The following is a 15,484-nucleotide window of genomic DNA, read 5'->3' as shown; positions in this document are numbered from 1 at the left end:
GATGGAAACAAAAAAAGACAACATTCAGGCATCGGGCATTGCTTATTCATGTTATGCGACAAAAAGCAGAGAAGGAGAACACTTCGTCCAAGAATGCACCTTCACCTATCAGATAGCTGGTTCTCTGGTACTGAATGATGGAAATCAAACCTACATTTCCAATGCGGGAGCATTTCGTCTGGTAAGGAGAAATCAATTGTTAAAATTTATAAAGGAACCGCCTGAAAATGGCGAGTTCCGATCTTTGACTATTTTTCTTGACCAGCAGACATTAAAAGATTTCAGTCTCGAATACGGCATTAATGCGGAACAAAAACAATATGATCAACCTGTATTGGATATGGAAGATCATGTACTGTTGCATAGCTATTTTCAATCTTTGATGACATATCACCAGACACACAGTTTTGACAATCCCAAACTCGTTCAGATTAAAATGAAAGAAGCGATATTACTCCTCCTACAGATCAATCCTGAACTCAAAAATGTATTGTTTGATTTTACCGAACCGCATAAAATAGACTTAGAAAACTTTATGAACAAAAATTACCACTTTAATGTTCATTTAGAACGATTTGCCTATTTAACAGGTAGAAGTCTGGCAACATTTAAAAGAGATTTTGAAAAAACATTCAATACCACACCTGGACGCTGGTTGCTGCACAAAAGACTACAAGAAGCATATTACCTTTTAAAAGAAAAAGGTAAGGCAGCCTCAGACATTTATTTGGAATTGGGATTCGAAGACCTTTCCCATTTTTCATTTGCCTTTAAAAAAGCATTTGGCGAGGCTCCTTCAAAAATCATGAACCGATATAGCCCGGTCAATACCGCTTCTTTCAACAGCATGTAATTAAGCCCAACCATTCAGCACCCCCTACATGAAAATATTTTATAAAACTATGCTCATCACCCTCATCCTTATCATCGTATTCGTTGCGATTATCTTCCTGTACATGCAACAGCCCAAATTTGGTCAAGTACCAAGTGGCGCTCGGCTTGAATTAATTAAGAAATCACCCAATTACAAAGACGGTAAATTTGTCAACTTTAGCCATACCCCTCAAATCGTTGAAGATGCAAGCTATGCGAGCGTACTCTATGATTACTTTTTCAAAAAAATAGACCGGAAGAGTCCATTGGAAAATATACCGACCATAAAAACAGATCTGCAGAACTTGTCCCGCAAGGAAGACGTATTGGTCTGGTTCGGTCACTCCTCTTATTTTATGCAAATAGACGGAAAACGCATGTTGGTCGATCCCGTATTCAGCGGAAGTGTCTCTCCTGTTCCCAGAACCAATAAATCATTTAAAGGAACTGACATTTATACAGTAGGAGACCTACCGGAGATTGACTATTTATTTATTACCCACGATCATTATGATCACCTGGATTATGAAACCATTATCAAATTAAAAACAAAAACCAAGAAAGTAATCTGCGGACTTGGTGTGGGTTCACATTTGGAATACTGGGGTTACAATCCTCAAAATATAATTGAAAAAGATTGGCATGACAGCATTTCACTCGACAGTGGATTTACCGTATACACAACTCCTGCAAGACATTTTTCAGGTCGGTCTCTTCAAAGCAGCAAGACACTTTGGATGTCCTATGTAGTACAGACACCAACGATGAAAATCTTTATCGGCGGAGACAGTGGCTATGACACCCACTATGCTGCTATTGGTGAAAAATTTGGTCCTATTGATCTAGCTATTCTAGATAATGGGCAATTTGACAGCACTTGGCGTTACATACACCATCTCCCTGAGGAAGTATTAAAAGCAGCAAAAGATCTGAAAACGAAGCGTCTATTTCCGGTGCATAACTCCAAGTTTGATATCGCCAATCACTCTTGGGATACGCCATTAATTCAAATTACCGAATTAAATAAAGAAGCGCATATTCCATTGATAACACCTATGATCGGGGAAGCGGTGTTGCTAAAAGACGATCAACAGCAGTTTAAACAATGGTGGGTAGGCAGAAAATAACGGACTAAAAATAATAAGTAGCATCGGACTGTAAAGAAAATAAATTATTTATAGTCCGATACAATAATCATAATTTCAAATAAAGGCTATCGAAATTCATGTTCTTTTACATATGAAAAACATTAAACCGATGGCCATCGGGATCCGCAAATACAAAACCATAATATCCCTTTCCAAAAGCTGCAGGCTTAGAAATCAATGTTCCACCAGCATCTTCCACCTCAGTAGCCCAAAGATCCGCTTCTTCTATACTTGATGCGGCAAGCGTAAAAATGATTTCATTAGATTTGGATGTATCTGCCATAGCCCCTAACATCGCCTCGCGAAGGATATGCTTTAAGAAAAAATGGATTACAAAATGATCTTCACCAAACAGAAAACTTGTCAGATCTGCTGATCGCCCATTCGGTTGAAAACCCAACGCAGTATAAAATTTTGTTGTCCGGTCTAAATCGGTCACTGCCAAATTAGACCATATCTTTTTTGGATTCATACGCTACTATCTTTTATATCTATTATAAAATTAAGCAAATCAAATTCTATTCTACTTCTCATAGGACAAGTAAATCACATCACCTCCTTAAACCTTTCATATCCGCACAAAAGGATGACACTTAATTTGTTTGAATTTTATACATTTACACCATGAAACAAGCAGAAAGTGTCAATGATTTTTACAGCCGCTTGCCAAGTCATGCACCCACTCATGTGCCATTGGACAATGCAGGCATCGGTCATATCAATGTTTTCAGTCGAGAGACCTGCGCAGTTGTAAGCCCCTATAGCAGACGTGATTTTTATAAAGTTTCCCTGATCATTGGCAAAGGAAAGATTTATTATGCCGATAAATGGATCCAGATTGATCGACCAGCATTGCTTTTTTCGAACCCCATTGTCCCCTATTCTTGGGAAGCTGAATCCGAACAACAGTCCGGTTGGTACTGCCTCTTCACAGAAGATTTCATTCAACATAGTGAACGCACAAGTCAGTTGCACGACACGCCCTTATTTCAGATCGGATCTAATCCCATTTTCTTCCCAAACGAAGCCCAATTAGCGGAATTGTCCTTTATTTTCCAGAAAATGCAGGCAGAGATGTCTTCCAGCTACGCCCATAAATACGATGTATTGCGCAGTTATCTGCACTTGATCATTCATGAGGCAATGAAAAACAATCCGACGACCAATTTTCATAAGTATGTGAATGCTACTTCTAGAATATCCGCCTTATTTCTTGAACTACTGGAAAGACAATTTCCGATAGATTCTCCAGCACTCGTACTCAAATTGAAGAACCCTGCAGATTATGCCACTGCACTATCCCTGCACATCAATCATCTTAACCGGTCGGTCAAAGAAATAACGGGTAAAACCACTACAGCACATATCGCCGCACGCATCATCAAAGAAGCAAAAGCTTTACTGCAGCATACCGATTGGAATATTTCCGATATCGCCTACAGTTTAGGTTTCGAATACCCCTCATACTTTACACTATACTTTAAAAAACACACCGGCATGGCACCCACACAGCTGCGGTAGATTGTTTGATTATTATAACAATCTGTTTGATCGTTATAAGTCCGATTTTGAGACTGTGCGCTACATTTGTATAAACAAAATGAGAACATCATGAAATACAGAAAACTCGGAACAACAAACGAAAAGCTATCCGCATTAGGATTGGGCTGCATGGGTATGAGCTTTGCTTATGGACCTACGGACGATAAAGAGAGCTTAGCCACATTAGAAAAATCCCTTGACCTGGGCATCAATTTCTGGGATACCGCTGACATGTACGCAAATGGAGCAAATGAAGAACTGATCGCTAAAATTTTAGTCCCCAATCGGGAAAAGATCTTTATTGCTACTAAATTTGGATTTCGCTTTAAAGATGGGATTGCAGGACCAAGCAATGCCGCCGGAACTTATTTTGACGCTTCGCCCGCATGGATGAAAATTGCCGTTGAGCAAAGTCTCAAGCGACTTAAAATTGATACCATCGATCTGTATTATGCACATCGTGTCGATGCCAATATCCCTATTGAAGAAACTGTCGGTGCAATGGCCGATCTCGTTAAAGAAGGAAAAATACGATACCTTGGACTGAGTGAAGCTTCGCCGGCATCATTAAGAAAAGCACATGCAGTACATCCCATTTCTGCACTCCAAAGCGAATACTCCCTGCTAACCAGAGATGTAGAAAGCGAGATTTTGCAGACAACACGTGAACTTGGGATTTCACTTGTGCCCTATTCACCTCTAGCTCGTGGTTTAGTAACCAATACGCTCCAGATGGATACCCTTGCAGCCGATGATTTTCGAAAATCTTTACCACGCTATCAAGAGGAAAACATCGTCAATAACAATAAACTGGTGGCCGGATTTGCGGCATTAGCCAATCATATAAATTGTACACCCGCACAGCTTGCTTTAGCATGGGTCTTAGCACAGGGAGAAGACATTATCCCGATTCCCGGAACTAAAAAAAGAAAGTACCTGGAAGAAAATGTAGGTGCAATTGATGTTCAGCTAACACCTGAACATTTAACAGAAATTAATTCCCTGATCCAACGATACCCCATCTTGGGAGAACGTTATAACGAAGGATCCATGAAACTTGTGAATCAATAATCATAGGGAATCGGAAGAAACCCAAATGTATTGCTTTTCAGTGCAAAGGCGCACTTAGAGGTTTGCACAGACCGCTTTATTAAGAATAAAGGATCGTTAAACAATAAAAAAAAGCAACTTTAAAAGTTGCTTTTTTTTATTGTTTGAAATTACTTATCTAATTTTAAAAACTATTAAAATGTAAATCCGTAAGTAAACCCGTTTCCATATTTGAGAGCCCTTATTCTAAAATATCCACCCGTAACGCGAAAGGTCTTCTCCTCATTATCGTTAAATAAATTAGCATCAAAAGTTCCTTCAACCCATACAAAATTTGTGTCTTTGATTTCTTCCACTTTTAGGATCTTAAATTTCGAATCAAGCTGACTTTCTGCTGTAAGCTTTGATTCTTGGTTCATGGTTTTACTGCTAAACGTTGAGCCAAAACCAACTCCTTTTACTCCCATCTTAAGGGCTACCCCCTCCTGTTTACCTCTGCGTCCAAAATCTACAGCATAATTGTAATCTCTTTCCTGATAAAATAAGGCAGATTTTCGAGGATAATACATACCGCCTGATTCCAACATTTCTGATATTTTATTATTTTTTATAAAATAAAAGCGAGCAGTAATATCTCGATCGCCAAAACTATAATTAGAGACAGAATAATATTGCACTGAATCTGGTGCACCGATCCAGTACCGATGATCTGGAGCAGAATGATACCAATTCGCAGCTGTATCACTCAATCTCAAATTAACGCCCTGATTACCATGTCCACTTCCGGAAGCAATATAATCATCAGAAGTAAACCCATACTGTTTTCCATTGAGAACAAATGAAATACTATCTAAAAGCATAGCTGGCTTTGCCTCTTCTATGATTTCAGGAGTTACTACTGCTTCCGTTTTTTCACATGAGCTAGTCAACAAAAGCGCCATAATCGGCAAAAGAATATAATATTTATTCATATTTAATTTTAAAAACTAAAAGATAACATTTTTTTCTCAAAAAGTATAATTCTACACACTAATCATGCAACAGTCTGTACCTTACATATATAAAATATTTCCTAACAAAAACTTAAAACATAGGCTTTAATAAAAAAAAACTCATTCATTTACCCAACTGTCCGCCTCTTCGATAAGGGATACAAAAAGTGTAAAGATCTTTTGATAAGATTTTAATAGATCTGTCATCGCCCCTAATAATATGTTTGTTAAGAATATGCCTTAAGAAAATGTGGTTATTGATTACTGCTTTGTCAAAATGCTTTTGCCAAAGCAGTAAACTTAATAAGTGGATCTATTACCAGATCTGTACACCTTACTTCTAAAATAACCATCAGTCACACGAACCACCTTTTGCTCTTGATCATCAAATAAATTTACTTCAAATTTACCTTCGATTATAACGAGCTTAGTTCCTTTTATTTCTTCCACTTTGAGTATTTCAAACTTGGAGTCATTTTGACTAGTGGCATTCAGTTGTGTTTCAAAACGATTAGCTAGTGTACTAAAAGACGTTAGTCCTCCTAAATCTTTTAAGGATAATTCAATAGCAACCCCCTCATCCCAATTCCTACGTTTAAAATCCATAGCATAGTCATATTTACCTACTTTATAGAATATTTTATCTTTTCGTGGCACTAGTGTATTACTATCTTCCACCAATTCTATTTCCTTATAGTTTTTTACATAATTAAATTCAATAGAACCTCCTGGAAAATAATTCGTATAACTTGTTGAATATTGTATAGAATCGGGTGCACCTACCCAGTATAGATCTTTTCCTGCACTACCGTATGTCCATTTGCCCTTCGTATCACTTAACCTCAAGTTGGCACCTCCATTCCTATATCCATACTTTTCAATATCACTATCTACTTCTGTGGTATAGTGTTTTCCATTGACATAGAATGACACACTATCAGATTTCGAATACAAATCAACCTCGATTTTATTTTCTTCTAATGTTTCTGTTTTTTGACAAGCACTCGCTAATAAAATAATTGCCAGAGGCAAAAGTTTATAGTATCTATTCATTCCAATAATTATTTTGACCCCAAATATACAACATTATTTTTCCTACCATCGAGATATTTAAACATTATTTCAAAAGCCATCAAAATCATGAATACTAAACTCGATAACTAAAAACAAACGTCAACTACTATCACGCTATTAATTCATGCTTATCTTCTTATCTCAATAACCAGAGTTGCAAAAATCAGAATAATAGATCTGGCGCTAATTTTATTAAAAATGAGATTCGCCGATCATCAAAATGGGTAAGGAAATAAACATATCCTCTTGATGAAGGACTCAAAAATATCCGCAATGACAAACGTTTGCATGACCGTTTTACTTAAAAAAACAGAAATAAGGATAGCTCTGTCGATCAGCTGTATTGCTTTGAGAACACGTATTAATCTGATTACAATGGCCGTAAATGCATTTTTAAACCAATATCCGCTTTGAAATCCTGATCTATTAAACTATGTTTGTACATAATATATCGGACATAAAGCCTCCAATATAAAACCTTAAATCTTTTAAAAACCGAACTTACTAATTTATTAAAATGACAAATTGGTTCAGAAAAAACATGTCGGTCGTTATGATCGCTTTCATCAGCTTTCAGGCACAGGCAAATTCTACGCCCAAAGTCTACGACTTAACAAAGTATGGCATTAACCCCAATACGGGAAAAAACAGCAGTGCAACCCTCAATCAAGCGATTCAGAAAATAGTTACTGAGGCTGGAAAAGGTAATCCTATAGTAATCAAATTCAAAAAAGGACGTTACGATTTCCATGAAGAAGGAGCACAAAAAAGAACCTATTACATCTCCAACCATGATCAGGACAATCCTAAGACCGTTGGTATCACATTAGAAAACCTCAGCAACATCACCATAGACGGACAAGGATCAGACCTGATCTTTCATGGACGTATGTTACCCCTTGCATTGGTTGAAAATCAAAACCTCAGCCTTAAAAATCTGCATATCGACTTCGAGCAACCCCAGATCTGTCAGGTTAAAATATTAGAAAACGATACCCAAGCAGGTACAATCACGTACCAGACTGCTCCCTGGGTCACTTATACCATCAAAGACAGCACCTTCTACAATACCGGTGAAGGTTGGGAAATGAAACCCACCTCCGGTATCGCTTTTGAAGAAAAAACAAAGCATATCGTGTACAATACCAGTGATATCGCAGTGGGCACAGCACATGTAGCAGAAATATCAAAAGGAATCATCAAAGCCTTCAAGTGGAAGAATTCAAAATTAATACCCGGAACAGTCGTTGCCATGAGAAGCTGGCATAGACCTAATCCCGGTATTTTCGTGCACAAAGGTAAAGACACCAGATTAGAGAATGTATCAGTTCACTATTCCGAAGGAATGGGTCTCTTAGCGCAACTGACTGAAAATATTTATTTAGAAAAATTCAATGTCTCATTAAGAGGGAAAAACGATCCCCGTTATTTTACAGCACAGGCAGATGCAACCCATTTCTCAGGCTGTAAAGGTGTGATCATATCCAATAATGGACGATATGAAAACATGATGGACGATGCGATCAATATTCATGGTACCTATCTCAAAATCACACAAAAACTGGACAATAAAACCGTAATTGCAAAATACATGCACGAACAGTCCTATGGTTTTGACTGGGGCTATGCGACCGATTCAGTACAGTTTATCCAATCCAAAACAATGGAGCTCTGGGACAATAAAAACAGTATTCAATCCATCGAGGTCATCCGTAGAAAAGATAGCGATCCGATCCAGGATTTCAAAATTGTATTCACAAAACCCTTAGATGATTACATCGATCCAACCAAATTGGACATCGGTATTGAAAACCTGACGTGGACACCAAAAGTAGAGTTTAAAGGCAATACTGTACGAAACAACAGAGCACGGGGTGCACTGTTCAGTACTCCTCAAAAGACCGTAGTGGAAAATAATCTATTTGATCATACCTCAGGAACAGCCATTCTTTTATGTGGCGATAGCAACGGCTGGTACGAAACAGGTACATGCCGTGATATCACGATCAAAAACAATAAGTTTATCAATGCTTTGACCAACATGTTCCAGTTCACCAATGCGGTGATCTCCATCTATCCAGAGATTCCAGACTTAAAAAACCAGCAGAAATACTTCCATAGCGGTATTAAGATCGAAAACAACTATTTTGAAACTTTTGATAAGCCGATTCTATATGCGAAATCTGTAGATGGCATTACTTTCAATAACAATACGATTAAGACAAATAAGGAGTATCCGGCATTTCACTGGAACAAAAAGGAAATTTTGTTTGAGCGCGTTATCAATGCCAATATCAAAAATAATACGATTGATGGTAAACCTTTCGTTTATCCAGCCAATTAATCGCAGCTTATAAAAAGTAAAAAGGCCAATCTCAATACAGGAGATTGGCCTTTTTATTTCTTACCCTTTCCCGAACGGATTCGGTCAGAGTGATCATTATGATAACTACACATTCAGCTGATCGAGCATCAAAAATAATTCATTTTCTTTCTATGCACATGACATTGGTCAAAAGTTACTCCTGTTGAATCCACTCAAATTTACCGTTATTCATGTAAATGATCCCACCACCACAAGCTTCTGCCTGGTGGATGAAAACACCATCATGAGGTAATTTAATTTTATCCTTTTCATCAACCTCATCTTCTGTCATAATTTCACCTTCATCACTAACATTATTATAATAGATCTCTCCTCTCGGCGCTTTTTCAAAAATACCGACCCAGTCAATATCATCAAATCCCTGACCTAAAATATCCTGTCCCATTCCTAGATAGGTAGTTTTTTTGTTGCCGAAAGACACTTTAAGACCATATTTATTGTTCATCGTATTTTGAACGATATGCACCGTATCCAACCGGCTGTCGCCATCCATATCACAGACAACAACATTGGGATCATGTTTTTTAGAAATTACGATGGTATCAGGCAATACCGTTCTTTTATCTGCCTGCATAACCAGAGAATCACGTATAACGAAAGTTCTGTCCTGATCCGCAGTTCTATTGTGTGCCGTATCTGCAGCTTTATTCTTGCAACTCCACACCGTCAACGTTATACCAGATAACAAAACAAACAGTCCCAAACAGTTTATATTTCTCAACATAGCTCCATGATTTCAATTTCTAATAACGATTACGAAGTATAAAATTATCGGATTACTTAGCTGCCACAAGCAATATAATACGTTGGCACACCATCCACTTCTGTAGGTTCTTCGGCAATACCCTCGAAAAATACATGGTCGCCAAGTTCCTTATTTGCCTGTTGATTATGTGCCTTCATCAAAAATTCCAAAGCACTGAAATTCTCACCATTATCTGCTTTAAACTGAGCTACAATCTCGACCTGATATCCTTCATCATCGGCCTCCCCATCAAAAATATCCTCATCCTCCGAAATCAGACGTTCATTCTCCAGCAAGTCCGATGGTTTCATGATCCAGGCTTCATATTGGATCTGCACCGCTGAGGCGTCAAGTACGATCTCATTCGGATTCCATCGCTCGGCCGACCCGAAAATATCTTTTTGGTATTGCATTACCTCCTCATCAAATAGTGCTGCATCTGTGTACGCTTCCGATGAAAAAGACCAGGCAATCTGATTTAAAGTCGATTTACGTTCCGTATTTCCTTCATTATTATCCATTAAATCCGCGTAAACAGTAAATGTCTTTTCAATAATCTGATCTTTATTATCCCAGTACTGTACATCCAAGACCTCAGAAATTTCATGCTGTTCAGCATCCGTTAGATAATTCGGAATATCCCACAACTTCTCTATTTCTTTATTATCCTCCAGATGTTCAATAATTTCATATTGCTTTTGTATAATAGCTAATGACTCCGTTGCTTTTAAGCGCATCAACGCCCTTACCGCATGGCCATAACATGCCGTTCCCCAATTACAGAAAAACTGCAGAAAACCGCCATTATACATATCCATTTCAAGTTTCCAAAGCGCCGCCAATTCCTGTTCGTGCTCTGAAAGGGCATTCCAATCATTCTCATTATTGCTGAGCTTATCAACAAATTGTGAGGTAAAATCAAACCATTTTTTATCCAGATCAGCACCATCATTTGTTGGAGGTTGCTCCATTTTATTTTTCAGCTCCTGAACACACCATTCCTCAAAATTCTTAGCCGTGCTATCCCCTAACGCGGCACTTTTTTGAAAATAAGGCAATGCCTTCTCATATTCCTTACCGTAGTAGTAAGCATAGCCCACCCTAAAATTCCACAAGGGATCTTCCGCTCCCGCCGTACTTTCCGACAGTAAAATATCAAGCGCTTTTCCATAATCCGAAATATTATTATACGCCCGTCCCAGCATGTTTTTCAACGTATAGGTTAATTCCGATGCCGGCAGTTGTTCAAGCGTCTCAATAATTTGACGGTGCTTACTTTTCTCATGCCATAGATTGAGCTGTTCAATTAATTTATCGTCCATTTTTTAGTTTTAATCATTACCGTTAATACGATCAAATTTTAGTCCGCTTTTAATTTTAACGGAAGCTCTTCCAAATTATTTTTAGCCGTTATCTTTTCTATTTCACCTTGCTTATTAATTTTACAGGTAACAACTACTGTTATTTTCTGTTTACTCATCGTAAGCTTCTCAAACACACTAAACGTATTTTCCTCATCTAAAGCAACATAATCACGCTTTGTTTTACCATCAGGTCCAGTCGAAGTTAAAAACAAAGAAGAAGGTAAAGCATGCACTGGAAAATCCTTTTCGGGCAATAGACTGTCGATGATGGTCACCTGCTCACCATTAAAAAATTCAACTTCCACCTCCGGATTAACCAAATCAGCATCCTTCACAAACTGAAGACGCCAGGCATAGGGTGTGCGATATTTTTTACGCCATTTATCGTATGCCTGCGGATTAGCCGCTGTATGTGTCTGCTCAACCCAGTCTTTTGATGCACGAAGTCTTCCCAATTCCTCCTGGATCATCTGCCGTTGACCAAGTTCAATCTCCGTACTATCTATTTTTTGTGCCTGATAAAAACTCACTTCGACAGCATTTCCCCAATTTCCGCCAACCCATAACGCTGCATCTCCTCCCGGTGCCAATCCGACAATAATTTCATCATAAGTCCGATGGAATACGCCATTGTGATTCTTCGCTTCAAACCCCTTCTTAAACAGGGCACTTGTTTTTTCTTTATCCAGGGCCACATTGAGTTTATAATAACAATCTTCCACAACAGAATACCAGGAAAGACGCAAGCTGTCCGGCATCACCAGAGCACCCTGATCCGAACTCATAAAAGTAGACGTACCTATCCCCCAGCGACTATCGTAAAATTTATTGTCAATATCCGGAAAAGCATTATTTCTGCTCCACGATTCAATAAAAAAACGACCTTCCACCACACGTACCGGATAGCCTTCAGGATTGGATATTGCAGGTTCCCATTCGTATTTTTCAGAATTGCGCCATTTCCGCTCAACCGTCATTTCAGACCGGGAAACCGTCGTATGCTTAAGAATAAGTACGATATTCGCAACCACGGCAATCAAACAGTAGATACCGATGATCCACATTTGCTTGACGGTCAATTCTTGGCCCTTTGTACCTGTACCACAAATGATCAGCAGCACAATAAAGTGGAGTATAAACTGAGACAGTAGAATCACAACCCCTAACAGGTTGGCAAAACTAGCCCATATACCATGCGTTTCAAATGCAACACCATCTCCCAGAAAGAGATAAAACAAAAAACCAAAGCCCGTAAGCGCACCAGCTATTAGCAGGATTTTATGGAGGTGTATTAAAGTCATGCTATTCTTATCTTGATGAGCGGTATTGAAAGATTAAAGTCTTAAATATAAATTGGTATTAGCGGCAATAGCCAGTACTCAAATATACACAACTCCTCTTGATTTCAAAATCGCAAAAAACAGTACCCAAGCATGTTTTAAACATCCTGGATACCGTCCCTTAATCAGCCAGTCTTAAAAATAGGTGTCACTGACAATTTCTTAATTGCGAATAGCCCAGCTACTTATCCAGCCACACCACCTTTTGCTCACTCACATGTTCTTTTCCTAAAATATCTCGGTACAGGGCAGGCTTCCTTGCCTTGATATATCGGTATCCGCCCGCTTTCACCAACTTATCGGCAGTTAGTTCCGCTACACAGATTTCATTATCCAATGAACGGCATTCCGTCATAATATCACCATAAGGATCGATAATCATCGCACAGCCATTCTTCAACTGATCGTCATCCATACCGATAGGATTTGAAAAAACAGCATATATGGCATTGTCATAGGCACGTGCAGGTAACCATTTCATCAGCCAGCTGCGGCCTTTCAACCCGTCAAACTCTTCCCGAAGTAACGTAGCATTTTCTTCTTTATTTTCCCATAATTTGGCATCTACAAATCCAGCACCCGGACGAGTTGAAGGTGTACACATGGTTACATGCGGCATAAAGATCACCTGCGCACCAAGTAAAGTCGTCGCTCGAACATTTTCAATTATATTATTATCATAACAGATTAATACCCCACATTTCCAGCCCTTGATCTCAAAAACGGTATAAGCTGTTCCCGGAGAAAGATGCGGATTGATAAACGGATGCAGCTTTCGGTGTTTCGCAATCAGACCTGTTTCATCAACACATATATACGCTTTAAAAAGATTACCGGCAATATCTTTTTCAAAAAGGCCGGCCAAGATGGTCATTTTATATTCTTTAGCGATTGCTGTTAATGCGTTTACTGATGGGCCATCAGGGATCAGCTCCGCGAGCTCCAGCATGTCCTCACGGGAAAGGTTGCGGGCAAAGGTATAACCGGTAATCGAACATTCATGAAAAGCAACCACATCAGCTCCCTGTTCTGCCGCTTCAGCAGTAAGCTTTTTGATCAGGTCAAGATTATAAACCTTATCTCCACTTCGATTTTCAAACTGTACACTGGCAATTTTTAAGTTTTCCATTGATTTCTAATTTTTTAAAACCATTAATGATTCAAAATTAGCGGGACAAACACGCAATAAATTGGAAAAAACCGACAATATCGTTTTACAGCACCTGCATCAGGTTGATTGCAAGAAGATGATCATGATGGCGATATTGCATCGGGGTAACCCCTGTCTGACGCTTGAAACAATTATTCAGATGCGCCTGATCATAATAGCCACAGGCATATACAACCTGAGAAAGGTTAATATCTGAAGAAGATTTTTGCAATGATTTGAGAAAATGCTGGAACTTGATAACATCTATAAATTTCTTAGGAGCGATTCCGACCTGTTCCTTAAACTTCCGCTCCAGTTGCCGTTCCGTTACCGGCAGTTTTTGGATCAGGTCAGCAACAGCAATCATTCCGTTTGCTTGATAAATCAAATCTAAAGCCCCATGCATAAGACCATCTTGCTTTTGAAACCGATTCACGCGACATATCAACAGCTTTTCGATCGCTTTTATCGCTTCAGAAGGGCTTTTAGAACTCAATACCTGCTCCTCCATATCACTTCCCTCCTGACCAAAAACAGTACGCAAAGGTGTAATGGTATTGTTCAATTCATAAGCCGATAAGTTCGTCAGCGCATGCAGACCATGTGGATGGAGAACAACAATCAACATATCCAATTTTCCGACCGACTTGATATCATTAAAATGTGTCATCTGTCCATAAAGAAAACTATGCGGCTGTTTACTTCCTGATTCACAAGCATTCACCTGTAAGAAAGGATCTTTAAAGTGAAAGACCAAACCCGGATTGCCATCCGAAAACAAGCGGTAATCGGCATACCCATCATGATCATGCTTGATGATGAGGTAGTGTTTTACAATAGCGGAAAGCATCAATGACGGATAAAGCTGCATAATCTCAATAGATAATTTAACAAAGGTAAACCATTTATTCTGATGGAAGAAACACCTTCGGATCAAAACCTTCCAGATAATCAATTTTCCAGATACCGTTAGCTAACAGAGCCTTCGTTTTGTAATTAAAGCCATCTCCCCACGACCAGTTGAAAGTGGCCAGATTGTTGGCAAAATTTACATCTCTTAATATGATCTTTTCCCAGAAATTATCTGGATTATCCTGACAGTTGCACCAGGGATTTGCTCCGTTACCAAATGGCGGAAGTTCACCCACATACCATACCCACGATTTGTTTCGGAGTTTCTCGTCGATGATCAAGCCTATTTTATCATAATTGGAAATAAACTGATCCGTGAATAGATTTGTTTCTCGCAGTTCGTTGATTCTCATTTTATGTCTTTCCAGATCAAGTCCCGCGTAAATACTATCCGCTTCTTTTAGTAGTAAGGGTTCAAAATCCACTTGCGAACTGTTGATTTCATTCCATTTATACAGTTCTTTTACCTTATTATGTAAGTCCCCTATCAAGTCGATCACGTTACTTTTCTGTGCTGTTTCCTGTTCTTTTTCTTTTGATGCCCCAGCATTCCCATGCTGGTTACAGGCAGAAAAAAGCACTAATGCAAGTAATACGGTGGCTAATTTCGAATATTTCATGTAAATTCTTTACTTTTTTTTAAATGAGGTCTATTTTATATTCTTACGTCTAGCTTCAGTATCCAGCAATAGACATGGAATTACTTTGCTAAAAGTAACATATTTCCTCACTTAATTTACACCCAACAGCAAGATTCAATTAAAATTAAAATCAAACCACCCAATAAAAAAATAAAGATAATTAAAACGCCATGCCTGTACGTATTACATGTATAAACATGGCGTCTAAATAGATGATCACTATATTAATCAACAAAGACCTTCACTTTAAAAGCTTTAGATCAAAAA

14 protein-coding genes are annotated in these 15,484 nt (G+C 38.6%); 5 read left to right on the top strand and 9 right to left on the bottom strand.

The window, feature by feature from the left end:
* Position 1: 1 nt before the first annotated feature.
* Together ACFS6I_RS08090 and ACFS6I_RS08085 are read left to right on the top strand one after the other, a co-directional pair.
* Positions 2-853 (top strand): helix-turn-helix domain-containing protein, encoded by an 852-nt coding sequence (locus tag ACFS6I_RS08090; RefSeq protein ID WP_380919509.1) that lies wholly within the window; start codon positions 2-4, stop codon positions 851-853.
* A gap of 28 nt (positions 854-881) precedes the next feature.
* A complete protein-coding gene (locus tag ACFS6I_RS08085) occupies positions 882-2,000 on the top strand; it encodes an MBL fold metallo-hydrolase (RefSeq protein WP_380919507.1) in 1,119 nt (372 codons plus the stop codon).
* Between the two features lie 106 nt (positions 2,001-2,106).
* Here the strand turns inward: ACFS6I_RS08085 and ACFS6I_RS08080 are convergent, their stop codons facing one another.
* Entirely contained in the window at positions 2,107-2,493 is a 387-nt protein-coding gene (locus ACFS6I_RS08080; RefSeq protein WP_380919505.1) for a VOC family protein, read from the bottom strand.
* Between the two features lie 152 nt (positions 2,494-2,645).
* On the opposite strand from ACFS6I_RS08080, the gene ACFS6I_RS08075 reads away from it, so the two are divergent.
* Both ACFS6I_RS08075 and ACFS6I_RS08070 read left to right on the top strand, forming a co-directional pair.
* Positions 2,646-3,542, top strand: coding sequence for a helix-turn-helix domain-containing protein (locus ACFS6I_RS08075; RefSeq protein ID WP_380919503.1), 897 nt, complete (start codon positions 2,646-2,648; stop codon positions 3,540-3,542).
* Between the two features lie 90 nt (positions 3,543-3,632).
* The gene (locus ACFS6I_RS08070; RefSeq protein WP_380919501.1) at positions 3,633-4,634 is read left to right on the top strand and encodes an aldo/keto reductase; all 1,002 of its coding nucleotides are present in this window, start codon (positions 3,633-3,635) and stop codon (positions 4,632-4,634) included.
* A 173-nt stretch (positions 4,635-4,807) separates the two neighbouring features.
* Here the strand turns inward: ACFS6I_RS08070 and ACFS6I_RS08065 are convergent, their stop codons facing one another.
* Together ACFS6I_RS08065 and ACFS6I_RS08060 are read right to left on the bottom strand one after the other, a co-directional pair.
* Positions 4,808-5,584 carry a hypothetical protein gene (locus tag ACFS6I_RS08065; RefSeq protein ID WP_132768544.1) on the bottom strand — a complete coding sequence of 259 codons (777 nt, stop codon included), beginning with the start codon at positions 5,582-5,584 and terminating at the stop codon, positions 4,808-4,810.
* A 321-nt stretch (positions 5,585-5,905) separates the two neighbouring features.
* On the bottom strand, positions 5,906-6,658 hold the full coding sequence (locus ACFS6I_RS08060) for a hypothetical protein (protein ID WP_380919499.1): 753 nt from the start codon (positions 6,656-6,658) through the stop codon (positions 5,906-5,908).
* A 562-nt stretch (positions 6,659-7,220) separates the two neighbouring features.
* Between ACFS6I_RS08060 and ACFS6I_RS08055 the strand changes: the two genes are divergently transcribed.
* On the top strand, positions 7,221-9,023 hold the full coding sequence (locus tag ACFS6I_RS08055) for a right-handed parallel beta-helix repeat-containing protein (protein WP_380919497.1): 1,803 nt from the start codon (positions 7,221-7,223) through the stop codon (positions 9,021-9,023).
* Between the two features lie 175 nt (positions 9,024-9,198).
* Here the strand turns inward: ACFS6I_RS08055 and ACFS6I_RS08050 are convergent, their stop codons facing one another.
* The 6 genes from ACFS6I_RS08050 to ACFS6I_RS08025 all read right to left on the bottom strand — a co-directional run bounded on the left by ACFS6I_RS08050 (position 9,199) and on the right by ACFS6I_RS08025 (position 15,196).
* Entirely contained in the window at positions 9,199-9,789 is a 591-nt protein-coding gene (locus ACFS6I_RS08050) for a hypothetical protein (protein WP_380919495.1), read from the bottom strand.
* A 56-nt stretch (positions 9,790-9,845) separates the two neighbouring features.
* Complete coding sequence (locus tag ACFS6I_RS08045) at positions 9,846-11,132, bottom strand: DMP19 family protein (RefSeq protein WP_380919493.1); 1,287 nt, start codon at positions 11,130-11,132, stop codon at positions 9,846-9,848.
* A gap of 38 nt (positions 11,133-11,170) precedes the next feature.
* On the bottom strand, positions 11,171-12,475 hold the full coding sequence (locus ACFS6I_RS08040; protein ID WP_380919491.1) for a DUF2931 family protein: 1,305 nt from the start codon (positions 12,473-12,475) through the stop codon (positions 11,171-11,173).
* Positions 12,476-12,695: 220 nt separating this feature from the next.
* Positions 12,696-13,643, bottom strand: a complete 948-nt coding sequence (locus ACFS6I_RS08035; RefSeq protein ID WP_380919489.1) for a nitrilase family protein — start codon at positions 13,641-13,643, stop codon at positions 12,696-12,698.
* An 85-nt stretch (positions 13,644-13,728) separates the two neighbouring features.
* Complete coding sequence (locus ACFS6I_RS08030; protein WP_380919488.1) at positions 13,729-14,535, bottom strand: DUF6597 domain-containing transcriptional factor; 807 nt, start codon at positions 14,533-14,535, stop codon at positions 13,729-13,731.
* 34 nt (positions 14,536-14,569) lie between these two features.
* Positions 14,570-15,196 (bottom strand): hypothetical protein, encoded by a 627-nt coding sequence (locus ACFS6I_RS08025; RefSeq protein WP_380919486.1) that lies wholly within the window; start codon positions 15,194-15,196, stop codon positions 14,570-14,572.
* Positions 15,197-15,484: the final 288 nt, after the last annotated feature.

Origin of the sequence: Sphingobacterium anhuiense, from assembly GCF_042686355.1 — a bacterium.
Lineage (GTDB): Bacteria > Bacteroidota > Bacteroidia > Sphingobacteriales > Sphingobacteriaceae > Sphingobacterium > Sphingobacterium anhuiense.
This window is presented reverse-complemented; position numbering and strand designations above follow the sequence as displayed.